This is a genomic window from Staphylococcus sp. Y174-1, from assembly GCF_049897865.1.
In the GTDB taxonomy this organism is placed as follows: Bacteria; Bacillota; Bacilli; order Staphylococcales; family Staphylococcaceae; genus Staphylococcus; species Staphylococcus saprophyticus.
This window is the reverse complement of the sequence record NZ_JAFCXB010000001.1, coordinates 148,226-173,628: the sequence shown is the minus strand read 5'-3', so window position 1 is coordinate 173,628 and position 25,403 is coordinate 148,226. Positions and strand designations below refer to the sequence as shown.

Sequence of the window (25,403 nt, the reverse complement as noted above, 5' to 3'; positions counted from 1 at the left end):
CCTGTTCTTTATAATAATTACAAATACTCTTCTATAACATTCCAAATTTGTTGTTGTTTATTATTTTTCACAGATGAATAACTTATAATTTCATCTTCCGGTTCCATTTCTAATTTTTGTTGAATATTTGCTAAGTGTTTTTGTACTTTACCTTTTGCAATTTTGTCTTCTTTAGTTGCTACCACAAATGTAGGGATTTCATAATATTTTAAGTAGTTATACATTAAAATGTCATCCTCAGTTGGGTTATGTCTTAAATCTACAAGTTGAATGACTAATTTTAATTCTTCTCGCTGTGAAATATATTTTTCAATCATTTTGCCAAAAGCTTCACGTTGTTTTTTGCTCACTTTAGCGTATCCGTATCCTGGTACATCGACAAATACAAGTTGATTATCAATATTATAAAAATTAAGTGTTTGTGTTTTCCCAGGTTGTTGTGACGTACGTGCCATATTTTTTCTACCAATCATGCTATTAATAAACGTAGATTTACCTACATTAGATCTTCCACTTAAACCGACTTCACTTAGACCTGTTTCAGGATATTGTTCTGGTTTCACCGCACTTATCAATAATTCAATTTCGTTAGGATTAACTTTCATTTTCGCCCCTCCTTTCTGTTAAACTCTCTGTTTCATTATATTACACAAATTATTAAATGAATATGTATTCTCACTATAAAGTGGTTATTTTGAATAAAAATAGGAGTGGGTTAGCAATCTCAATTAACTTTGATTGCTTAGTCCCACTCCCAGTTTACTTCTTAAAATATATTAAGCAGATGTTTGTTCTTTATTCACAAGATTTCCATCTTTATCGTAAAGTTCAGGTTCTTTTTCATCATTAATCGTTTCTGCAGTAATTACTACTTTAACAACGCCATCAGAAGATGGTACATCGTACATAATATCAATTAATGCTTCTTCGATAATTGAGCGTAATCCACGCGCACCTGTTTTACGTTCTATTGCTTTATTACTAATTGCTGACAATGCTTCATCTGTAAATTCTAATGTGACATCATCAAGTTCAAGCATTTTAGTATATTGTTTAACTAACGCATTTTTCGGTTGCGTTAAGATGTTTTTTAATGCGTCTACATCTAATGTCTCAAGGTTCGCTACAATTGGCACACGTCCAATAAATTCTGGAATTAAACCATATGATTGTAAATCTTCTGGTCTAATTTGTTCAAGAATCGCATCTTCATCATACTTAGATGCTTCGCTACTAGAGAAACCAATTACTTTTTCACCTAATCTACGTTTGATTACTTCATCAATACCATCAAAGGCACCACCAAGTACAAATAAGATGTTAGTCGTATCAATTTGAATTAACTCTTGGTTTGGATGCTTACGTCCGCCTTGTGGTGGAACACTTGCTGTTGTGCCCTCTAAAATTTTAAGCAATGCTTGTTGGACACCTTCACCAGATACATCACGTGTAATTGACGTGTTTTCTGATTTTCTTGCAATTTTATCAATTTCATCGACATAAATAATACCTTTTTCAGCTTTATCTATATCAAAATCAGCAGCTTGGATTAAACGTAGTAATATATTTTCAACATCATCACCGACATAACCAGCTTCTGTTAAACTTGTAGCATCAGCAATTGCAAATGGTACATTTAATGTTTTAGCTAATGTTTGTGCTAGAAGTGTTTTACCACTACCAGTTGGACCGATTAAAGCAACATTACTTTTTTGTAATTCCACTTCGTCTTCGTTAGGTCCTAATTGTTGAACACGTTTATAATGATTATAAACAGCAACAGCTAATGATTTTTTAGCTTTTTCTTGTCCAATAACATAATCATTTAATTTGTCCATAATTTCTTTAGGTGTTGGTAATTCAGTTAGCCCTTCAGGCTCTGATTGAGCTAATTCTTCTTCAACTATTTCTGAACATAGCTCTATACACTCATTACAAATATACACGCCACTTCCTGCTACTAGTTTTTTAACTTGGTCTTGATCTTTACCACAGAAAGAGCATTTTAAATTTTCTTCACCTTCATTGAATTTGAACATTCTATTTACACCCCTATTCCCTAAAGACTATACTAGATAGTATTTTAATATGCAACTTGCACCTTTCACAAGTTATTTGCATAAAATAGTGTAGCAGACACATTATTTGAATGCATCTGCTACTAGTTTACTATATTAAACGACTAACATATAATTCACAAAACAATTTGCTCTATTTATATTTAGTTACGCTTCTGAGTCATCTTTAGATGGTTCTACTAATTTAGCTTCATCAACTAATAAGTCGATAACTTTTTGAATACGTACATCATTTTTAACGATATCCGTATTACCTAGTGTTTGTTTAATATCTTCTACTGAAATATTAAATTGTTCACTCATTTTTTCTAATTCTTTATCGATATCATCATCTGAAACTTCAATATCTTCTGCATCAGCGATAGCAGTTAATGTTAAGTTTGTTTTAACACGTTCTTCTGCATCGTCTTTCATTTGTTCTCTTAATTGTGATTCATCTTGACCAGAAATTTGGAAATAAGTTTCTAAATTAAGACCTTGTTGTTGCATACGTTGTCCAAATTCTTGAACCATACGATCTAACTCAGTATTAATCATTGCATCTGGAACATCAATTGAAGCATTGTTTGCTGCTTTGTTAATTGCTTCTTCTTTTTGATTGTTTTCAGCATCTGTTTCTTTTTGTTCAGTTAGACGTTTACGTAAGTTTTCTTTATATTCATCAACAGTGTTTGCTTCTGAATCTAATTCGTTAGCAATTTCATCTGTTAATTCTGGAACATCTTTATATTTAATTTCATTAACTTTTGTTTTGAATGTAGCTTCTTTACCAGCTAATTCTTCAGCATGGTATTCTTCTGGGAATGTAACGTTAACATCTTTTTCTTCACCAGTTTTAACACCTACTAATTGTTCTTCGAATCCTGGAATAAATGAACCTGAACCAATTTCTAGATCGTAGCCTTCAGCTTGTCCACCTTCAAATTGTTCTCCATCAACATAGCCATCAAAGTCAATGTTAACTGTGTCGCCATTTTCAATAGCGCCATCTTCTTTAACAACCATTTCTGCTAAATGACCTAATTGATGATCAATTGATTCTTGTAATTCTTCATCAGTTAATTCAACATCTTGTTTTTCAACTTCTAAACCTTTGTAGTCACCTAATTGAACTTCTGGTTCTACAACAACATTAGCTTCAAATGTCATTTCTTTACCTTTTTCAATTGATGTTACATTGATTTCTGGTTGATCAACTGGTTTAATTCCAGTTTCGTCAATAGCTTCACCATAAGCTTCTGGTAATAAGATATCAACTGCATCTTGATATAAAGCTTCTACACCAAAGCGTTGTTCAAAAATTGGACGTGGAACTTTCCCTTTACGAAAGCCAGGTACATTGATTTGTTTAACTACTTTTTTGAAAGCTTGATCAATTGCTTTGTCTACTTTTTCTGCTGGAACTGTAACGCTTAATACACCTTCGTTACCTTCCTTTTTTTCCCAAGTTGCTGTCATGTATAAAAACCTCCATGATTATCCTATTTTATTTTTTCAACTACACTATTATAGCATAGGACTATTCACTACACAAACCCTGTGCTTATAACATTTTATTTTCCTGTGAAATTGAAATTATTTGCTTTATTATAACACTATTTTTTACAATTACCCGAAATACAAATGATTAATTATTCAATTTATCTATTTCAGTAATAAATTGAATGGCCGCATTAGACTCATCTAAAGATTCTAAACCTATCATCGCTTTAAAGTAATTCGTATATGCCTCAACCCAAACATCTATATGAGCGATTCGCTCAATATCCAATGGATAAAATAAAATGGCATGATTATTCATTAAATGAAGCGCTTCTTCTATCAATTGCGCAGCATCTTCTTCAATGTGCTGAATCACATTTGGAATGATGTTAAGTTTAAATTCCGTATGCTCTAATCCTGGTAATTTGCTAGGTATAACAGACATGTCAAAATTGTATTTTATTATATCTATCTCTTGATCATATTCTGCAAAACGTAAATATTCAAGCATGATACTTAACACATTAGGTGCGAGAGTAACATGCTCAATAATATTCACAACCGTATTTTTATAGCTGAACTGACTATAATCAATTAATGTAAGTATCGTATTAATTTGATCACGAAGTGAAATTGAGTCGAAATTTTGTAGCATTTTGGTAGCATGTTCATTATGACTATCTATTTGACTCATTGCATATTCTTTAATCGGGAACAATTCCATTCTAGTTCTATGGTCATTAACTTCATCTATAATTTGATTGATGACTTCTACTACTTCAAAATACTGTCCCAAGCCGTTTAAACTTTTCACATAATAAACCATTAAATCATCATACTTTGTCGTTCCTTGTTTAAGTAAAATAATGGCCTCTTCACGTAATTCTAGAAAATGCTGCATATTATATAACATCGAACATTTTAATAAAGCCATTTGTTCATCTAATTCGAAGTGTTCTTCAAAGTCTTCAAACAATTGATACATTTGCTCTAAATCATTGCTATTAAACGATTGCTTAATTTCTCTAATCAGTTTTTCTTTTGATCGAGGAAAAGGAATGACATCGGACATCTTTATACACCCCTACTGTTTAGCTTGTAATATTAAAGCGCTCCATGATTCAAATTCATCATAGTTATCAATTTTACTTTGATCTACCCATTTTATTCTCAATGTGTCGGTTTCTTTTGATTCTACATCATTGCTATTTACATTGATTTTAAAGACAACACCTAGATGTACTTCGCCTACCTCATTCGTGTCATCATTGATGAAACCGATGTAAGCTAAATTCTGAGACTTACTATCCGATAAACCAACTTCTTCTTTTAATTCTCTTTGAGCGTTAACTCTCAACACTTCATTTATAGATTCAGCACCCTTAACATCATTCATATGACCACCAACACCGATTGACGACTGACCATGTAAACGTGCCTCTCCACCACCAGACAAACGTTCATAAACTAAAATTTCATCATGTTCATTTTCTAATATACAATATGAAATTAATTGTTTGTATGATGGGTCTTCTTCCATATCACCGCGTAGTTTTATCTCATATTTTGAAAGTGTGTCAAAAATATCTTGACCTTTTGTAGTATTTTTATCTAAGAAACCATTAAATTTATTTTTTTCATTATCAAATAAAATTGTTCTTGGAACTACTGTTATCATTTCATCAAATTTAGACATTAGTTTCTCCTTCATATATGACTTCTTCATTATTTTATCAAACCGTAGTTATTTATCAAAATGATTATTCAAAATCATATTGTAGATTGTTAATATAACTTTAGAAATTACAAAAATTAATTTGCTATGTATTTTAATCTCATTCATTAAATTTAAGACAACAAGAGAAAAGTTGAATTTTCATTGTTTAACTTTTCTAGAATTAAATTGAAACGAATCGATAAACATAAATGATCTCCAATATAGAGATTGCATTTCAACCATCTTTTGTCCTATATGACAAAGAGTCTGAGACAATAATTCATGTCCCAGACTCTACTTGATTATTATTTTAAAGCATCTTTTGCTTTAGCTACTAATTCACCAAAAGCTTTTTCATCTGAAATTGCAATTTCAGAAAGCATTTTACGGTTGATATCAATTTCAGCTTTTTTCAAACCATTCATTAATCTTGAATAGCTCATGTCATGTTGACGAGCTGCTGCATTGATACGTGTAATCCATAATTTACGGAAATCACGTTTTCTTTGACGACGGTCACGGAATGCATATTGACCTGATTTCATAACTTGTTGTTTTGCTACTTTATATAATGTACGTTTTGAACCGAAGTAACCTTTAGCTAATTTAATCGTCTTTTTACGACGCGCTCTTGTTACTGTTCCACCTTTAACTCGTGGCATAATAAATTCCTCCTCTAAATATGTTCGATCTTATCTTTTTTATATCGTTAATTATTTTTTATAAGCTAATAATTGTTTTACACGTTTCATATCTGATTTGCTTACTAATGAAGCTTTACGTAATTTACGTTTTTGTTTAGTACTCTTGTTTGCAAATAAGTGAGATGTGAAAGCTCTAGAACGTTTTAATTTACCTGAACCAGTTCTTTTAACACGTTTAGCTGCTCCACGGTGTGTTTTCATTTTAGGCATGATTCATTTCCTCCTGTAATATCGATTATTATTTTTCGTTAATTGGACTTAACATGATGAACATTTGACGTCCATCCATTTTAGGTCTTTGTTCAACTGTAGCGATGTCTTTGCATTGTTCTGCAAATTTTTCTAATACACGTTGACCAATTTCTTTATGCGTAATTGCACGACCTCTGAAACGAATTGAAACTTTACATTTATCGCCTTTTTCTAAGAACTTACGTCCATTTTTCAATTTCGTTTGGAAATCGTGTTCCTCAATTGTTGGACTTAAACGAATTTCTTTAAGGTTGATTGTTTTTTGTTTCTTTTTCATTTCTTTTTCTTTTTTCTGTTGTTCAAATTTGTATTTACCGTAATCCATAATTCTAGCAACAGGTGGTTTAGCGTTTGGAGCCATAATGACTACATCTAAACCAACGCGTTCCGCCATTTCTAGAGCTTCATTTTTAGTTTTAACACCAATTTGTTCTCCGTCTTGACCGATTAAGCGTAGTTCTTTTGCACGAATCTTTTCGTTAACTTGAGTTTGATCTTTTGCTATGGTTGACACCTCCAAGATTTTTACGAAATTATCCCAAGCAAAAAGAGCGAGTATATAATATACCCGCTCTTCTCTACACATGAAATTAACATGTATATATAAGACCTGCCAACTGCCTATAGCGTCGCAACAGGTGAGAAGCGGGAGCTTCTACTTGGTTCGTTTCGTATTCAACGTTACCTATCTTATCAATAATACATATACAAGTCAATAGCTTTTTTATTATTTATTAATTTCTTCCATATCAACATCTTGTCGTAAGTTCACTTTTTCTAATGGGACCATTTTCGTTTTATATCTCACTTTATGATAAATGAAGAACGCCAAGAATACTGGAATTCCCATATAAGTGATAACAAACCTGTTAAGGTCAAAGTCACCTGTTTTAATAAAATCTACATCTTGTCCAATAATGACTAACACACACAAGATACCAGCAAATATAGGTCCAAATGGGAATAATTTCGCTTTGTATTTCAATTTAGATTTATCATAATCTTGTTTATCAAATGCTTTTCTAAATCTATAATGACTCACAGCTATACCTACCCATGCGATGAAACCAGTCATACCACTCGCAGCTACGATATATTCATATGCATCACCACTCAAGTGTTGCAATATAAATATGCCTATAACTATAATTGCTGTAACGATTAAAGATACATAAGGAACACCGCTTTTATTTGTTTTACCAAATATAGGGTATGCCAGTTTATCTTTACTCATTGAATAAAGCATTCTAGTTGAAGCATACATACCTGAGTTACCTGCAGAAAGCACTGAAGTTAAAATGACTGCATTCATGAATGATGCAGCAAATGCTAAGCCTGCATTTTGGAATACTAATGTAAATGGTGAAGTAGAAATATCATCTCCGCCGCCCATTAACGCTGAACTATCGTAAGGTATTAGCATACCGATTACAAATATAGCAAGTATATAAAAGATTAATATTCTCCAAAATACTTGTTTAATTGCTTTTGGAACTGCGCGTTCTGGATTTTCAGATTCACCAGCAGTAATACCAATTAATTCTGTACCTTGGAATGAGAAACCTGCCACTAAGAACACACCTAAAATAGTAAGTAAACTACCTCCAAGACCGTCACCTAAAATAGGTCCACCGCCTTTAGTAAATGTATCAAAGCCTACAAATTCTCCTCCCATAATACCTAGAATCGTTAATAGACCAATTGCAATGAAAATAATCACAGTAACTACTTTAATTAACGCGAACCAATATTCACTTTCGCCATAAACTCTTACAGATAATGCATTAAGTCCAAAAATAATAATTAAAAAGAGACAACTCCAACTCCAAGCTGGAATACCAGATAACGGCGTCCAATATTGTATAACTTGCGCAGCTATTGTAACATCGGCAGCAACAGTAATGACCCAGTTAAACCAGTAGTTCCATCCCAACGCAAATCCTAATGAAGGATCTACAAAGCGTGTAGCATATGTACTAAACGATCCAGATACAGGTAAGTATGTCGCCATCTCTCCTAATGAAGTCATAAGGAAGAAGACCATTGCTCCAATGATTGCATATGCTAAAAGTGCACCAAGTGCACCAGCATCGTGAATCGCACCACCGGAAGTCATGAATAGTCCTGTTCCAATACAACCCCCAATAGCAATCATGGAAATATGACGATCTTTCAACCCTCTTTTAATCCCAGTGTTTTGATTTTCTTGATTTGCCATAGAAGCTCCCTTTCTTTAAATTTAGAGGCTAACTTTCTATATGATTAATCCAATACGTTTATAGTAAAACATTGTCATCTGTGTTCAGTACATCCATTACACATGACTTTATATTTTCGCTCTATCCCGTTAATGTATTTTCAATAATCATTCAACCAAAACAAAATGGTTGCATACCCATTAGATATGCAACCATTTTAATAATAGCATTTATATAGGTAGCACATCACATATGTGACAGTCCAGTTTCTTTCGATAACTGTCCCAACCTGTATTGTGAATGGTCAATACAGGTTTCGGCATTTTCACCTTTCATGCATTCAACATACGCCCCATCTGGCTTCTGAATCATTACTCTTTAAAAACGCAACCTCTAACTCAAATTTAATTTTTTATTACTCACTAAACTGTAATATACATGATTTTAACAATAGTTTCAAGACTATCTTTGTTTTTTCAATCTGATTTCATCAACTAAGTTCCAAATGAATTCACCTTTTTCAAGCGTTTCTTGATCTTGGGAACCATATTTTCTAACATTTACTTCTTTGTTTTCAACTTCTTTGTCACCAACGACTAGTTGATATGGGATTTTTTGCATTTGTGCTTCTCTAATTTTATAACCCATCTTTTCATTACGATCATCAATCTCTACACGTACACCTTGAGATTTTAGTTCATCTTGAATAAGTCTTGCATAATCATAATGTAAGTCAACATTAACTGGAATAATTTCTACTTGTTTTGGTGCTAACCAAGTTGGAAAGGCACCTTTAGTTTCTTCCGTTAAGAACGCTACGAAACGTTCCATAGTTGATACAACACCACGGTGAATAACTACTGGTCTATGCTGTTCGCCGTCATTACCTATATAAGTCAATTCAAATTTTTGTGGTAATAAGAAATCAAGTTGCGCTGTAGATAAAGTTTCTTCTTTACCCATCGCTGTTTGAACTTGTACATCTAGTTTAGGACCATAGAATGCCGCTTCACCGATGGCTTCTTCATAGTCTAATCCTAGTTCATCAACCGCTTCTTTTAACATGCTTTCAGCTTTAATCCACATATCATCGTCATCAAAGTATTTCTCTTTATCTTCTGGATCTCTATAACTTAAACGGAAGCTATAATTCTCAAAATTAAAGTCATTATAAACATCTATAATTAAATTAACTACGCGTTTAAACTCTTCTTTGATTTGATCTGGACGAACAAAAATATGCGCATCATTTAAAGTCATACCACGAACACGTTGCAATCCTGAAACCGCACCACTCGCTTCATAACGGTGCATTGTACCAAGTTCAGCAATTCTAATTGGTAGTTCACGATATGAATGAGGTTTATTAGCATAAATCATCATATGGTGTGGACAGTTCATCGGTCTTAATACCATTTCTTCATATTCATCTAATTTCATTGTCGGGAACATATCTTCTTGATAATGATCCCAGTGTCCAGATGTTTTATATAAATCAACGTTTGCCATTACTGGTGTATAAACGTGATCGTAACCCATACTCACTTCTTTATCTACGATATAACGTTCAATTTCACGACGGATTGTTGCACCATTAGGCAACCATAGTGGTAAACCTGCGCCTACTAACGGATTATTAGAAAAGAGTTCTAACTCTTTACCAATTTTACGATGGTCACGTTCTTTTCTTTCTTCAAGCATTTGCAAATGGGCTTTTAAATCTTTTTTATCAAAGAAAGCTGTACCATAGATACGTTGCAACATTTTATTATTGCTATCGCCACGCCAATAAGCACCCGCAGTTGATAACAATTTGAATTCTTTAATTTTTGAAGTTGATGGTACATGGACCCCACGACATAAATCAGTAAATTCTCCTTGTGTATACAATGTCACATTTTCATCTTCTGGAATCGCATCAATTAATTCTTGTTTATACGGATCATCTGAGAAAAAAGCTTTTGCTTCATTACGTGACACAACTTTGCGCTCAATTGGATAATTTTCGTTCACAATTTGTTTCATTGTTTTTTCAATTTTTTCAAAATCATCCGATGAGATACTTTCTTCCATATCAAAGTCATAGTAGAAACCACCTTCAATAACAGGTCCAACACCAAAATGAACCTCACCATACAAACGTTTTAATGCTTGCGCCATTAAATGTGCTGTAGAATGACGTAAAACTTCCAACGCTTCATCTGAACCAGGTGTCACGATTTCAATATCTCCATCACTTTCAATAGGTCTAGTTAAATCAATTAATTGTCCATTCAACTTACCTGCCACAGCTTTTTTTCTTAATCCTGGGCTGATGGATTGTGCGATATCTTCAGTTGTTGTTCCTTTGTCAAATTCCTTTGTATTACCGTCTGGAAATTTAATTTTAATTTGATCCATGTCACATTCCTCCTATTTTTTTCAAGCTCTTAAACCTTTACGAATCACCCTATGTTACTACTCAAAAACACAAAAAGACCTCATCCCAAAAAAGGGACGAGGTCTTCGTGGTACCACCCTAAATTAAAGTTATTCAACAAAAATATTGCATAATAACTTCACTCTACATAAGATAACGGTCTTGAGCCGGATGTTTATTACAACATCATTGACGAAGTAGTAATCAATAAATATACCTACCAATTCTCAACAAACATTGGTTCTCTGTGAGGTATCCATTTATTCATCTTGTCTCCGTATTATTTCGTAAGATTTAGATTTAATTATATTATACAACATTTATTTCAAATTTCAATCATTCCGGTAATTTTTTCCTTCTAGATAATACGGTATAGAAAGTGTTTTAATTCGCTCCATAATTCTGGCAGCTTTTGTCTTTTCAGTGCCGTCTCTCGTAACTGAAAGATGATATTCTAATTCTTCGAAACTTAAATTTGAACTGAAGAAAGTTGGCAGTTCTTGAACCATTCTATAATGTAAGAGCGGGCCAATGACTTCGTCTCTTGCCCATGGTGTAATTTCTTCAGCACCAATATCATCCAACATGAGTATATTCGCTTCTCTGACTCTTTGAAGTTTAGACTCAAAACTACCGTCTTTAAATCCGCCTTTTAACGAACGAATAAACTCTGGTAAATAAACAATGGTCGATGGTATTTTTTCAGTTTTCAATTGATTCGCTATAGCACCTAATATAAAAGATTTCCCCGTTCCAAATGGCCCGTGTAGATATAAACCTTTCACTTGCGATTCGTGATTTGTAATTTTGTCGCAGATTTGGTTTGCAGCCATAGCAACATCTAATCTATCTCTTCTGTCCATATAAATATCTTCCAACTTAGCATCTAGTGTGTCGCGTTGCATGTGATGGGATGTAATCAAATGTGCATTAAACTTTTCTTCATCATGCTTGATTTTGCAAGGACAAGGTAAATAGCGAATCTTTATATGATTATTTTCAATGTACAATTCAGGTATGTGTCCTTTAACAAAATTGGGACAATCTTTATAAGCATGACCATCATAATGCTTTTCTTGGTCTTTATATTCTTGCAAAATATTTAAATCTTCATCAATCATTGCATTGGTCAATTCGGACTTATGTTTCTCTAAAAATTGTTTGACGTCTGGATCATTGACGACATCTTTTTTGATTTTTTCGATGCGTTTTGATAAATCATTTGATTCACCCATAATATGGTTGAAAGATTTCATTTATTGTCCTCCTTCCATCTATTTTTTAATTGATTAAGAAATTGTTCTCTATCTTTTTTTAATTTCTCATCATCTTCATCTTTGGATGGTTCATTCGATTGCTTATTGTCGCGTTCTTCTAACCATTTTGGTGTCATTTCTCTGGAAGCTAATTGTTTCTGTTTATAATTACGTTTATTAGATTGGTTTTCTTTCTTAGGCTGATTTACTTTCACGGCGTATTGATATGCTTGTTCTGCTGTTTTAATGCCTTTTTTCTTCCAATTAGATGCAATCTCAAATATATAGGATTTAGGCAGCTTCATATCTTCTTTTAACATTACAAACTGCAATAGAATATTAATAACGCCAAATGATAAATGTTCACGTTCAATCAGTTCTTCAATCATATATTTTTGTTGGGTAGTTGGTTCAGACTCTGACCATGATGCAAGCATATCAATAGGACTTGTTTCCTCCAATTGTTTAAGCCAACTATCATTTTCACTTTCAGTTTCCACTGGTTGATTCTCTAGTTTAGTTTCACTATCCGCTTCTGTTTTAACGTTTAGTGTAGGCAATTGTTGTTCATGCTCCATTAAATAATACGTTCTTGCATGTTTACGCAATTCTTCAAATGACAATTCTTGTGCACTTGTGATGGATTTTAATATGATGCGTTTCATTGCTTCAGGTGTCAATCCATATAATGTAGCAATTTGTGTGATTAATATTTTAGCATCTTTATCAATTATTTTTGTACTTATAAAATGGCTTTGTAATAAATCGTAAAGTGTCTCAAAATCAAACTGAACTTGACTTAAGTTTAAACCAGTATATGCTGTTTCTTTTATTTCTATACCATCATTTTCCACCGTTTTATTTGGCACTTTAAATACATCAGTGAACGTACGAGTCACATCTTGATATTGACAATAATCAATACGCTTATCACTCTCGAAATGCCGTTTGAGTTGTTGATAACGTTGTTTACTTACCTCACTATATAAATAAACAGATAACATAGGGTCGTTAAAAAATTGTTTCGCAGAAGGTGGTTGAATCAAATCATAAATAAACGATGAATGTTGCGCACTGTGATTAACATATGATTTAACAAGGCCTGTACCTTCTAACAAATCCATTTCTTTTCTGAATTCCAACAAATTTATTTTTAATTCACTCATTATAATATAGTGAGTTAAAACAGTATCAGAACCAACTTCCGCAAATTGATTCAAGTAATGATATAAACCAATCGCATTCATACCAATCATGGGCGTAAACAATCTATTTAATATTTCTAAATGGTTATTATTTAAATTAAAATCACGAACAACATTGAAATTATCATGTGGTCTCAAACCATAATCGTAGGATTGTAACCCCATTAAGAATCACTCCGTTTATTTTCAGCTAAAATACCTTGCATAGATTGTAGTAACTGGTCTACATCCTTAAATTCCTTGTATACAGATGCAAATCTTACATACGATACTTGATCTACATGCATCAATAAATTCATAACATGTTCACCAATTTCTCTTGATGAAATTTCAGCACGACCCTCATCACGTAATTTCCATTCGACATTATTTGTAATGTCTTCTAATTGTTCATATCGTACTGGTCTTTTCTCACATGAACGAACTAAACCATTTAATATTTTTTCTCGTAAAAATTGCTCACGTGTACCGTCTTTTTTAACTACGATGAGTGGTCTTTTTTCTATATGTTCAAAAGTAGTGAACCTTGTTTCACACTCTTCACATTCTCTTCTACGTCGAATCGCATTAACTTCATCTGCATGTCTAGAGTCCACAACACGAGAATGAGTCGAATTACATTTCGGGCATTTCATCGAATTATCACCCTCTCTTTTTGATTACCTTACATTATACTATAAATATGCAAGTCACAAAAGATTCGCTATTACACTATATCTATATCGTATAGCATAATTCAAAAGAAACGCCGTATAATTAAGATTTATTAACTTTAAAGCTAATATTAACGAAGAAATAATAATAAAATTAAAAACGCCTCGTAATATAGTTTATAAATTAACAACTATGTTACGAAACGTTTTAGATAATTATTTTTAAAATTTGTAATCGCTATTTTTGAAAATTAATTTGCTACAGCTGCAACATCGTTTTTAAGTAATTGTCCAATTTGTGTGGCAACATCAACTACTCTATTAGAATAGCCCCATTCATTGTCATACCATGCAATTACTTTAACTTTATTATCTCCTATTACCATTGTACTTTGTGTATCGATAATGGCCGAATGTGGATTCGTGTTAAAGTCCATTGAAACGAGTGGTGCATCTTCGGTAGAAATGACACCTTGTAAATCATTCGCTTCAAAAGCTTCGTTCACTTGTGCTGCTGTTACATTTTCATTTAAATCAACTACTAAATCAACGAGTGATACATTTTTTGTAGGTACTCGTAAAGCCATTCCATGTAATTTCCCTTCTAATTCTGGCAATACTTCTTTCAATGCTTTAGCAGCACCAGTTGAAGTTGGAATAATACTTTCATTACATGAACGTGCACGTCTTAAATCTTTATGTGGATTATCAATATTATTTTGGTCATTGGTAATGGCATGTACAGTTGTCATCAAGCCATTTTGGATACCAAATTGATCATTTAACACCTTTGCAACCGGACCGATACAGTTTGTAGTACATGAAGCGTTGCTAAAAATATCATATTTCTCAATATCTAATTGGTCATTATTAACGCCTTTGACAATCATTTGTACATCTCCACCCTTAGATGGACCTGTTAACAATACTTTTTTAGCACCAGCTTTAATATGTGCTATCGCTTTATCTCCATGGTTAAATTTACCTGTTGCTTCTATTGCAACATCTATATCTAATTGCTTCCATGGTAAATTTTCAGGATTTCTATCAGAAACTAATTGAATTTCGTGATCATCAACTTTAATTCCCGATTCTATTGGCTCTACTTTAAAATCATAAACGCCATGTGTTGTATCATAATTTATTAGATGTGCAATTGTTTCCGGTGGGTAACTCGCATTTATCGCAACTACATTTAAATCTTTATTTTTTAGTGCGATTCTCAACACCATTCTACCTATTCTACCCATTCCGTTAATTGCTATATTTGTCGTCATTCGAAGCACCCCTCGTCTTAGTGTTATACTTTATGGAAATAGTATAACATAAATATTTATTTAGGAAAGCGTTTTCTATAATAAATTTAAAAACTTTAGCATTAAGGCTTTTATGTTTTCTAATATTAATCAGTAAGATTTTCGTATATATCCTATTCTCACTTATGTATTTCCTTAAATATTAATAATAAAAACACTTAAGTTATTAGAACGTCTCTTATATAAAAACCACCCAATTATCAAAGATAATTGGGTGGTTGTAATCACTTTTATTAAAGTACATCTTCAGAATGACTCTCTATATAGCCTTCTTCTAATAATAAATTTTCTAAATTTTGTTTTAGTTCTAATTTTGTATCACGATTATCTATTTCACGGTCTGCCATTCTACGTTTTTTATCTATAGAAATTTGACTATAAACACGTGCTTTCGCTTCTTCCATTGAAATATTATTTCGTTCCATCAATCTATCGATTTGTATACTTTCTGAAGTATATACTAACCAGACTTCATCGACAGTATCTTGTAAATTATTCTCAAATAATAATGGAATATCCATAATGACATGATAACCTTCGCTTAAGTATTGTGCTTTTTCTTTTTCCATAATTTCTCGCACAATAGGATGTACGATTTCATTTAATTCTAATCTCTTTTCAGGTTGATTAAATACTACTTCGCCTACATAAGCTCTATTCATTTCACCATTTTCATCAATAGCTTGCTCACCAAAGGCTTCTTTCACACGTTCTAGGCCTTTTGTACCTTTTTCTACTGCTTGACGTGATGCAATATCTGCATCTACGATTTTAAAACCATGTGCACTTAATAGTTCTGATACCGTAGATTTACCTGATGCGATACCACCAGTTAGTCCTATAACTTTCGGCATATTCTCACTCTTCCTTTATTGTTGACAAGTTGGACAAAAATGACTATTTCTCGTTGCAATTACTTGTGTTGCAATGTCATCGCCACAAACTTTACAAACTTTTTGTTTATATACGTTTAGGTGTTGCTGCATTGTACCTGTACTACCATCAGCATGACGGTAATCTGAAATGCTTGTTCCACCATATTTTATACCCGCTTCCAGTACTTCTCGAACATAATAGAATAACATTTCTCGTTCCTGATGATTTAAATCTTTTGGTAATCTAGCTGGATGAATACCTGATCTAAATAATGCCTCGCAAGCATATATATTTCCACATCCTGATATGACACGGTGGTCTAGAATCATTTGTTTGATTGGTTTATTTTGATATAACTTTTTATCAAACCAAGCCAAATAATGTGCCATAGCTTCTTTTTCAAAAGGTTCTGGGGCAATTTCTAAAAATGATGGGTAAGCTTCAAATGAAGCAACGTTTCTAATTTCACCAAAGCGTCTAATATCTGAATACACAAGTAATTTGTCATTATCTAATTTAAATATGACATGCCAGTGTTTGCGATAATTTGGCACACTAATATCTTCAAGCTTATCTACGACAAAAAATCCACCAGCCATACCTAAATGACTTATTAGAATTCGCTTATCTCCATCTTTTTCTAAATAGAAGACAATATACTTACTTCTTCGCTCAATATCAACAATCGTATAAAGCCTAGTGAATCGTTTAAAAGTATCAAGCTCCATACCTTTAATAATGGTTTCTCTATGATTCGCTTTTCCTTCTTGTACTTTATCAGAAAAGAGAATAGATTCTATTTTTTGCCCTTTTACAAATGGCTTAATGCCTCTTGTTACATGTTCTACTTCAGGTAATTCAGGCACTTGTTCACCTACTTTCTATTTTGCGTCATACCATGTCTTACCATAACTTGTTTCAACTTTGAGTGGTACGTCTAATGCCAATGCATTATCCATTATTTCTTCTATAAATTCACTAAAAGCCTCTACTTCATCTTTAGGTAATTCAAAAATTAATTCATCGTGTACTTGTAATAATAATTGCGCATGAAAATCAGTATGTTTAACTTCATTTACAAAATTAACCATTGCCAATTTGATAATATCTGCGGCACTGCCTTGTATCGGTGTATTCATAGCCGTTCTTTCCGCAAAACCACGTAAATTAAAGTTTCTACTAGTGATGTCCGGAATATAACGACGGCGATGTAATAGTGTCTCAACATAACCTTGCGCTTTACAATCTTTAACAATATCTTCCATATATTGTTTCACACCAGGGAAACTATCGAGATAATCATCAATAAACTGCTTTGCTTGTTTACGTGTAATACCTAAACTTTGACTTAACCCATAGTCGCTTATGCCATATACGATACCGAAATTTACTGCTTTCGCTTGTCTACGCATTAGACTATCAACTTCATCTGGCTGTACATTAAATACTTTCATAGCAGTTGCTGTATGAATATCTTCATCATTGATGAATGCTTGTTTCATGCTCTCATCTTGAGTAATATGTGCAAGTACACGTAATTCAATTTGCGAATAGTCAGCTGAGAAGATGACATTGTTATCGTCACTAGATTTAAATGCCTTTCTAATTCTTCGACCTTCTTCTAAGCGAATTGGAATATTTTGCAAGTTAGGATCTACAGATGACAATCTACCCGTTTGTGCAAGTGTTTGATTAAAACGCGTATGAATGCGATTATCTTCACTAATCACTTTTTGCAGTCCTTCTACATAAGTAGATTGTAGTTTTGATAATGTTCTGTACTCTAAAATATAGTCGATAATAGGATGTTGTCCTTGTAGTTGCTCTAGTACATCTACGGCCGTAGAATAACCTGTTTTAGTTTTTTTAATAACAGGTAATTCTAATGTTTCAAATAGTACCACGCCTAATTGTTTTGGTGAGTTAATATTAAATGGTTCGCCAGCCGCGTTATAAATATTATCAATTAGTACATCAAGTTTCGCTTGAATTTCTTTTTCCATTTCTTGCAAATCGGTTGCTACTGTGTAAATGCCAGTTTCTTCCATTTCACTTAAAATACGTGCTAACGGTAATTCTAAATCATCTAATAAGTTAGTTTGATTATATTCTTCTAACTGCGCTTCCATTTTTGGTTTAGTTTTGTTAATTGCTTCGATAATCGTTCCAACGTGATGATCTAAAATATCATCCTCAGGTACATGTCTTTTTTTACCTTTACCAAAAACTTCTATACTTTCTTTCACATAATGTTGATCAAAATACGAAACCACAGAATTCACATCATCAATTGTGCGAGATGGATCGATAATATAACTCGCGAGCATAACATCAAAAACGATATGTTTAATAGCTATGTCTAAGCGATGTGCAACAATATATGATTTTTTAGCATCATAGACGATTTTTTCTGTCTTATCATTTTCTAACCAAGCTATCAATTCCGGATAGTCATGAACCTTATCCGCATCAATGACAACATGATTTGATCCATCATATAAAGCAAATTTCAAAATATCATCTTTCAAATAATTCGATCCATCTAATTCAAAATGAATAGTGGCTTCTGATAATTCATTAAAATCTACATTACTAAAATCCGATGTAATTTCAAGTTCTAATTCTTCAGCAGAAGTATGCGTGCCCTCTACATCGACTTGATCTAAAAGCTGCTTAAATTCAAGTTTTTTAAAGATATCAATTTTTGCTGTTGAATCAGGACTTTCAGGTAACTTCGTATCTGCTAAAGTGACTTCTATAGGGCTATCACAGTTGATTGTAGCAAGTTCTTTACTCATTAAAGCATCAGATTTACTATTTTCTAGTTTTTCTTTTAATTTTTTACCAGACACTTCTTCAATATGATTATAAACATTTTCAACAGTAGAAAATTGCTTCAATAACTTGATTGCTGTTTTTTCACCAACCCCAGCCACGCCAGGAATATTATCTGATGCATCGCCCATCAATCCTTTCATATCAATGATTTGATTTGGGACTAAGCCATCATATTTTTCAGCAATAAATTCAGGCGTATAATGATCAACATCTGTTACGCCTTTTTTTGTGTAATAGATTGTTACATCATCTGTAGCTAACTGCGTCAAATCTCGATCACCTGTAACAATTATTGTTTCAAATTTTTCTGCATTTGCCTGTTTACTTAATGTTCCTATAATATCGTCAGCTTCATAATTGTCTAATTCGTATCGTTTAATTTGATACGCATCTAACAATTGTCTGACATATGGAAATTGTTCACTTAGTTCCGGTGGTGTTTTTTGACGTCCACCTTTATATTCACTATATTGTTCATGTCTAAATGTTGTTTTTCCTGCATCAAATGCAACAAGAAAATGTGTAGGCTGTTCTTCTTTAATTATTTTCTCAAGTAACATCGCAAAGCCATAAACAGCATTGGTATGTATACCTGCCTTATTTTGTAAAAGTGGTAAAGCATAAAAAGCTCTAAAGCTCAGACTGTTACCATCAATTAAGATTAATTTATTCAATATTTTAACCTCCAACACATATTTATATTTATTTTAGCATAAAAAACTCCCGTAACTGTATTGATACGTCATATTTGCGATATTCAAATAAATATTAACGAAATAAAAAAGCCGGTCAAATACCATTTAGGTTATCTGACCGTTATATACATATAAGCTACTTTGATTTTAAAATTATAACATGTGTCACAACGTTATTCGAAAAATGTGACTCTAAAAGTAGAGCCTTCATTAGGGCGACTAAAGACATTAATACGTCCATTATGTGCTTCCATAATGTGTTTGGTTATTGAAAGTCCTAAACCAGTACCGCCTGAATCTCTACTTCTCGCTTTATCTACGCGATAAAACCTTTCAAAAATATGCTGCTGATCCTCAGCACTAATACCAATACCAAAATCTTGGACTTCCATGATACGTTTGTTTGCATCTTTATATACACGTACAATCACTTCACTTGATGCTTTAGAGTAACTCACGGCGTTAGACAACAAATTCAAGGCCACTTGTGATACTTTATCTTTATTTGCATCAATGACTATGTCAGGTTTAATTTCATTAACAATTGTGATTTGCTTTTCTTCTGCAATATTTTGCATATTCTTAATTGTGCTTTCTGCGATTTCCGAAAGACTCACATATTCTGTTACAATTTCTGTTTGTTGCTCAACATGTGAGAGATCTAATAAATCAAACACTAATGTTTCTATGCGATCTGATTCTTTAGAAATAATTTTTAAAAATTCATTTAACGTCTGTTCATCGTTTTTTGCACCATCTAATAATGTTTCTGCAAAACCTTTGATAGACGTAATTGGTGTTTTTAATTCATGTGACACATTAGCAACAAATTCTCTTCTCAAATTTTCTAGTTTTTTAAGATTCGTAATATCGTGTAACACAATCACCATACCATATAAATTTTTCTTTGTTTTAGAAAGAATCGGTACACAAGATGTGTCAAAATATTTTTGATGAACTTGATCAATTGTTAATTCAATTTGATCATATATTGGCTTTTCTACTTTAAATGCTTCGATAATAAGTTTTTGCAGTGTCAAATCTACAAAGTCAACATAACTTTTATGCTCTACAGCTTCTTCAGGTGTAAAAACATTATAAAATGATTTGTTAGCTACAACGATTTCACCATATTTATCAATCATCAATATGGAACTTGGTATATTTTCTACCGTAGTTTTTAATCGATTAGATTGAAGTTTTTGTTTGTGATTTAATCTTTGCAACCTGCGAGCAAGTTCATTCGTCGTTACAAATAACTCTTTGGTTTCTTTGACATTACTTTCAGGTACTCTCACATGGTAATATCCTTCTGCTAACAGGTTCGTTGCATAAGTCACTTCATTAATTGGTCTAATATAAGTCCGGTTAATACTTCTAACAACTAAAAATATGATGATAATCACAAATAAACCAATCAGTGCAATATATTTCCACATTTGAATCTGTAATTCTAATATCTCATTATTTATTCCACTAAGGTATACATCTTTATCATCAATAGTGGTTTTAAATGTATATCTGCGATCATCATTTTCTTTATCATAGATTAATCGAGATGGATTTGCTTCATTTTTTATATCCTCATTTATTTGTGTTCCTTGATTTGTGGAAAACAAGACATCGTTACTTTCCTCTATTTTAACTGTAAGCTTTTCACTTTTAGCAATATCAGTCATCTCATTTTCTTTGTCATTCTTATATAGTTTGACTAGATGATCAGCTTGATGTTCCAAATCACCTTCTTGAGCTGAAGAAGCTGTATTATATATTGCATGTGTAATAATTGCACCTAAAGCTAAAAAACTTATAATAACGATGGTACATAATAAAAATAAAAGTCGTTGATGAAACTTTAACATTAGACTTTAGGTCTCTCCAATTTATAGCCTAACCCACGAACTGTCTTAATTAGTTTGGGTTGTTTTGGATTTTCTTCTAATTTATCTCTTAAATGACTTATATGTACATCCACAATTCTAGAATCACCAGCGAATTCATAATTCCAAACAGAGTTCAACATATGCTCACGTGTGATAACTCTGCCTTGACGCTCAATTAAATACAATAATAATTCAAATTCTTTTGGTGTTAATTCAAGCAATTCATCTTCTCTATATACTTCAAAATATTCAGGTCGAATTCTTATCGAACCAATGAGTATGTCATCTTCATCATTTTCAACTGGTACCGCCTCATTTACGATTGCAGACCTTCTTAATATTGCCTTTACTCTGGCAACAACTTCTCTTGGTGAAAATGGTTTAGTCATATAATCATCTGCGCCTAACTCTAGACCTAGAACACGATCAAACTCATCATCTTTGGCAGTTAGCATAAGTATAGGTACAAGATTTTTATCAGAACGTATTGATTTACAAACTTCAATTCCATCTTTTTTAGGAAGCATTACATCCAAGACAATCAATTCTGGGTTTGTAGCATTTACTTTTTCTAATGCCTCTTCACCATCATAGGCTACTTCTACTATGTATCCAGCTTGTTCTAAATTATATTTTAATAAGGTTACAATTGATTGCTCATCATCTACTACTAGTACTTTTTGTGACATAGTATACCTCCATATTTTTGTTTACAAATTAATTATAACTTAATTTTTAATAAAAATAACATAGTTTAAAATTTTTTAACATAAACTTTACAAAGCAAGTAATAATAATCTATGTAAATATTTTTTGAAACTTTTGTAATTTTGCTTTAAACAATGTATTGCGCTATTTATAACTGAAGTCATTATTGAAAACAATATATTGCGTTAACAGAATCTTAACACTATATACATAATATGAACACCTAAATAAGCGTTTTCATTTACTCTGTGTATTTTATTCCAACCCTATCTCACATAGACTCCCTTAGTTATCAAAGAGTTTTAGTAGCCAATTGATATAAAAAGACGAAATTCCATAAGTGAGAATTTCGTCTTTTTTAATATATGCTAAATGTATGCTTTCAGATTTAATTTTAACTGAATTATAGATTTTTAATTAATTCATCAGCAAAGTCAGATGTAGAAACTTCCTTCGCACCATCCATTAAACGAGCAAAGTCATAAGTAACTACTTTAGACGCGATTGTTTTTTCGATAGATGCAGTAATTTTATCTGCAGCTTCTTGCCATCCTAAATGTTCTAACATTAATACGGCACTTAAAATTTCTGATGATGGATTCACTTTATTTAAGTCAGCATATTTAGGCGCAGTACCATGTGTTGCTTCAAAAATAGCATGTCCAGTTTCATAATTTATATTTGCTCCTGGAGCTATACCGATACCACCAACTTGTGCTGCTAATGCATCTGATACATAGTCACCATTTAAATTCATAGTAGCAACAACATCGTGATCTGACGGACGCGTTAAGATTTGTTGTAGGAAGATATCAGCAATTGAATCCTTCACTATAATTTTACCATCTTTTTCAGCTTGTTCTTGAGCCGCATTCGCTTTGTCTTTACCTTCTTTTTCAACGATTTCATCATATTGTTGCCATGTAAATACTTTGTCACCAAATTCGTTATGCGCTACATCATAACCCCATTGTTTAAATGCGCCCTCAGTAAATTTCATGATATTACCTTTGTGGACTAATGTTAATGATTTACGGTTATTGTCTAACGCGTATTGAATCGCTGCACGAACTAAACGCTCTGTACCTTCTTTTGATACTGGTTTAACACCAATACCTGATGTTTCAGGGAATCTAATATTTTTAGCGCCCATTTCATCTTGTAAAAAGTCGATTAGTTTTTTAACTTCTGGTGTGCCTTCTTTAAATTCAATACCAGCATAAATGTCTTCAGTGTTTTCACGGAAGATAACCATGTCTGTATCTTCTGGACGTTTAACTGGTGATGGAACACCTTGGAACCAACGTACTGGACGTAAGCATGTGAATAAATCTAATTCTTGTCGTAACGCAACGTTAAGTGAACGAATACCGCCACCAATTGGTGTAGTTAAAGGCCCTTTGATAGCAATTAAATATTCTTCAATTGTATCAAGCGTTGCTTGTGGTAACCATTCACCTGTTTCATCATAGGCTTTTTGGCCTGCCAATACTTCTTTCCATTCAATTTTCTTTTCACCATTATAAGCTTGCTCTACTGCAGCATCGATTACTCTGCTTGCTGCTTTCCAAATATCTGGTCCAATACCATCACCAATAATAAATGGGATGATTGGATTATTTGGTACTGTTAAACCTTCATTTGTTTTTGCTACTTTTTCGCCTGCCATGTATAAAAACCTCCGTGTATTTGAATTATATTTTAATTGGGCTAACTAAAATAATACTTATTTATATAAAGCAACTCACTTATTTATGAGTAGTGATGCCTCTATCTGACTTATCTTTCTTCAATCGGTTCGTATGTTCTGTTTGTTTCACCAATATATTGTGCTCTTGGACGCATAATTCTATTATCTCTATATTGCTCTAAGATATGTGCAATCCAACCTGAAGTTCTGCTTACTGCAAAAATTGGTGTAAATAAATCATGTTCAATGTTCATACTATGATAAACAGTCGCACTAAAGAAGTCGACATTTGCAATTAAACCTTTTTCGGCTTTCATTTTATCTGCAATTTTAACTGAGATATCAAACAATTGACTTTGCCCAGTTTCAGCAGTGATTTTTCTACTCATTTCTTTTAAGTATTTTGCTCTTGGATCGCCATCTTTATATACACGGTGTCCAAAGCCCATAATTTTTTCTTTATTTTTTATTTTGTTATCAATGTAATCATCAACTTCATCAATGGATTTCACTTCAGATAACATGCTCATTACACGTTCATTTGCCCCACCATGTAATGGACCTTTTAATGAGCCAACTGCTGCAACAATACCTGAATACATATCAGATAAAGATGAAACAGCACATCTTGCTGTAAACGTAGATGCGTTTAGTTCGTGATCCGCGTGTAATACAAGTGCTTTATTAAAAGCTTCAATTTCGATATCACTAGGTAATTCTCCTCTTAACATATATAAAAAGTTACCTGCATAGTTTAAATCTTTATTTGGTTTTACAGCTTCTTTGCCTTCTCTAACACGCGCATATGATGTAACAAGCGAAGCTATTTTAGCTTGAATACGAATAGCTCTTTCCATTGTTCTGCTTTCATCTTCGTCTTCAGCATGTTCATCAAAATGAGCGATATATGAAACAGACGTTCTTAATGCTGTCATTGGATGTACGTTACCTGTAGCGTATTCTTTAAAATGACTATACACTCTAGGATTTAATATCATATATTCAAAGAGCTTTTCTTTAAGTTCTTTCAATTCTTCTTCATTAGGTAATCGATAATGCCAAAGTAAATAGATAACTTCTTCAAATTCAGCATTTTGTGCTAAGTCATCAATATCATACCCAGCATAAGTTAATTGGCTGTCGATGATGGAACTCACTTTCGTTTCAGCTGCAATTACCCCTTCTAAACCTTTTTGTAACTCTGCCATATATAATTCCCCTTTTCTATTCGTTATGAAATGGCTTTCATAAACCATTATATCCAATTTTAGAACTTTTGTGAATATTTAGGTTTTAATTTCCTTACCAATTCAATAAGAAATATGTTTTTGTCTATATGCCCATAAACACGCATCTATCTATATACGTTGTTATAGATATATTTTAATATGTAAGCACGTACACTTCAATTTTTATACCTTTTCAATTGGTTA

21 protein-coding genes, 1 riboswitch and 2 other annotated features are annotated in these 25,403 nt (G+C 32.6%); all 21 genes read right to left on the bottom strand.

The window, feature by feature from the left end:
* Nucleotides 1-17 precede the first annotated feature (17 nt).
* Complete coding sequence (gene yihA / locus ACP7BT_RS00940) at nt 18-605, bottom strand: ribosome biogenesis GTP-binding protein YihA/YsxC (protein ID WP_041079989.1); 588 nt, start codon at nt 603-605, stop codon at nt 18-20.
* A 171-nt stretch (nt 606-776) separates the two neighbouring features.
* On the bottom strand, nt 777-2,039 hold the full coding sequence (gene clpX / locus ACP7BT_RS00935) for an ATP-dependent Clp protease ATP-binding subunit ClpX (protein ID WP_002483069.1): 1,263 nt from the start codon (nt 2,037-2,039) through the stop codon (nt 777-779).
* A gap of 186 nt (nt 2,040-2,225) precedes the next feature.
* Entirely contained in the window at nt 2,226-3,536 is a 1,311-nt protein-coding gene (gene tig, locus ACP7BT_RS00930) for a trigger factor (protein ID WP_002483068.1), read from the bottom strand.
* 169 nt (nt 3,537-3,705) lie between these two features.
* Nucleotides 3,706-4,632 (bottom strand): hypothetical protein, encoded by a 927-nt coding sequence (locus ACP7BT_RS00925; RefSeq protein ID WP_041079991.1) that lies wholly within the window; start codon nt 4,630-4,632, stop codon nt 3,706-3,708.
* 12 nt (nt 4,633-4,644) lie between these two features.
* The gene (locus ACP7BT_RS00920; protein WP_426303713.1) at nt 4,645-5,256 is read right to left on the bottom strand and encodes an NUDIX domain-containing protein; all 612 of its coding nucleotides are present in this window, start codon (nt 5,254-5,256) and stop codon (nt 4,645-4,647) included.
* Nucleotides 5,257-5,582: 326 nt separating this feature from the next.
* Nucleotides 5,583-5,939, bottom strand: coding sequence for a 50S ribosomal protein L20 (rplT, locus tag ACP7BT_RS00915; RefSeq protein ID WP_002483065.1), 357 nt, complete (start codon nt 5,937-5,939; stop codon nt 5,583-5,585).
* 51 nt (nt 5,940-5,990) lie between these two features.
* Nucleotides 5,991-6,191: a 50S ribosomal protein L35 gene (gene rpmI / locus ACP7BT_RS00910; RefSeq protein ID WP_002483064.1), complete on the bottom strand. Its 201-nt coding sequence runs from the start codon at nt 6,189-6,191 to the stop codon at nt 5,991-5,993.
* Between the two features lie 28 nt (nt 6,192-6,219).
* Entirely contained in the window at nt 6,220-6,747 is a 528-nt protein-coding gene (gene infC / locus ACP7BT_RS00905; protein WP_002483063.1) for a translation initiation factor IF-3, read from the bottom strand.
* Between the two features lie 23 nt (nt 6,748-6,770).
* Nucleotides 6,771-6,900, bottom strand: a sequence feature (ribosomal protein L20 leader region).
* Between the two features lie 60 nt (nt 6,901-6,960).
* On the bottom strand, nt 6,961-8,451 hold the full coding sequence (locus ACP7BT_RS00900) for an amino acid permease (protein ID WP_002483062.1): 1,491 nt from the start codon (nt 8,449-8,451) through the stop codon (nt 6,961-6,963).
* 211 nt (nt 8,452-8,662) lie between these two features.
* Nucleotides 8,663-8,835, bottom strand: a riboswitch (Lysine riboswitch).
* 58 nt (nt 8,836-8,893) lie between these two features.
* Nucleotides 8,894-10,831 carry a threonine--tRNA ligase gene (gene thrS / locus ACP7BT_RS00895; RefSeq protein WP_194379308.1) on the bottom strand — a complete coding sequence of 646 codons (1,938 nt, stop codon included), beginning with the start codon at nt 10,829-10,831 and terminating at the stop codon, nt 8,894-8,896.
* 89 nt (nt 10,832-10,920) lie between these two features.
* Nucleotides 10,921-11,135, bottom strand: a binding site (T-box leader).
* A gap of 47 nt (nt 11,136-11,182) precedes the next feature.
* Nucleotides 11,183-12,106 carry a primosomal protein DnaI gene (gene dnaI / locus ACP7BT_RS00890; RefSeq protein WP_002483060.1) on the bottom strand — a complete coding sequence of 308 codons (924 nt, stop codon included), beginning with the start codon at nt 12,104-12,106 and terminating at the stop codon, nt 11,183-11,185.
* On the bottom strand, nt 12,103-13,476 hold the full coding sequence (locus ACP7BT_RS00885; protein ID WP_426303712.1) for a replication initiation and membrane attachment family protein: 1,374 nt from the start codon (nt 13,474-13,476) through the stop codon (nt 12,103-12,105). Before ACP7BT_RS00885 ends, dnaI begins: the two co-directional genes overlap by 4 nt.
* Entirely contained in the window at nt 13,476-13,946 is a 471-nt protein-coding gene (gene nrdR / locus ACP7BT_RS00880) for a transcriptional regulator NrdR (protein ID WP_011302921.1), read from the bottom strand. Before nrdR ends, ACP7BT_RS00885 begins: the two co-directional genes overlap by 1 nt.
* Before the next feature lie 269 nt (nt 13,947-14,215).
* Nucleotides 14,216-15,241 (bottom strand): type I glyceraldehyde-3-phosphate dehydrogenase, encoded by a 1,026-nt coding sequence (gap, locus tag ACP7BT_RS00875; RefSeq protein WP_069825908.1) that lies wholly within the window; start codon nt 15,239-15,241, stop codon nt 14,216-14,218.
* 272 nt (nt 15,242-15,513) lie between these two features.
* Nucleotides 15,514-16,134, bottom strand: a complete 621-nt coding sequence (gene coaE / locus ACP7BT_RS00870; RefSeq protein ID WP_069822051.1) for a dephospho-CoA kinase — start codon at nt 16,132-16,134, stop codon at nt 15,514-15,516.
* 15 nt (nt 16,135-16,149) lie between these two features.
* Nucleotides 16,150-17,022, bottom strand: coding sequence for a bifunctional DNA-formamidopyrimidine glycosylase/DNA-(apurinic or apyrimidinic site) lyase (gene mutM, locus ACP7BT_RS00865; protein WP_002483055.1), 873 nt, complete (start codon nt 17,020-17,022; stop codon nt 16,150-16,152).
* Nucleotides 17,023-17,037: 15 nt separating this feature from the next.
* Nucleotides 17,038-19,668, bottom strand: coding sequence for a DNA polymerase I (polA, locus tag ACP7BT_RS00860; RefSeq protein WP_002483054.1), 2,631 nt, complete (start codon nt 19,666-19,668; stop codon nt 17,038-17,040).
* Between the two features lie 194 nt (nt 19,669-19,862).
* The gene (gene pnpS, locus ACP7BT_RS00855) at nt 19,863-21,551 is read right to left on the bottom strand and encodes a two-component system histidine kinase PnpS (RefSeq protein ID WP_041079994.1); all 1,689 of its coding nucleotides are present in this window, start codon (nt 21,549-21,551) and stop codon (nt 19,863-19,865) included.
* Nucleotides 21,551-22,261: a response regulator transcription factor gene (locus ACP7BT_RS00850; RefSeq protein ID WP_011302915.1), complete on the bottom strand. Its 711-nt coding sequence runs from the start codon at nt 22,259-22,261 to the stop codon at nt 21,551-21,553. Before ACP7BT_RS00850 ends, pnpS begins: the two co-directional genes overlap by 1 nt.
* Nucleotides 22,262-22,683: 422 nt before the next feature.
* A complete protein-coding gene (icd, locus tag ACP7BT_RS00845; RefSeq protein ID WP_041079995.1) occupies nt 22,684-23,949 on the bottom strand; it encodes an NADP-dependent isocitrate dehydrogenase in 1,266 nt (421 codons plus the stop codon).
* 110 nt (nt 23,950-24,059) lie between these two features.
* Complete coding sequence (locus tag ACP7BT_RS00840; RefSeq protein WP_002483050.1) at nt 24,060-25,178, bottom strand: citrate synthase; 1,119 nt, start codon at nt 25,176-25,178, stop codon at nt 24,060-24,062.
* Between the last annotated feature and the right edge of the window lie 225 nt (nt 25,179-25,403).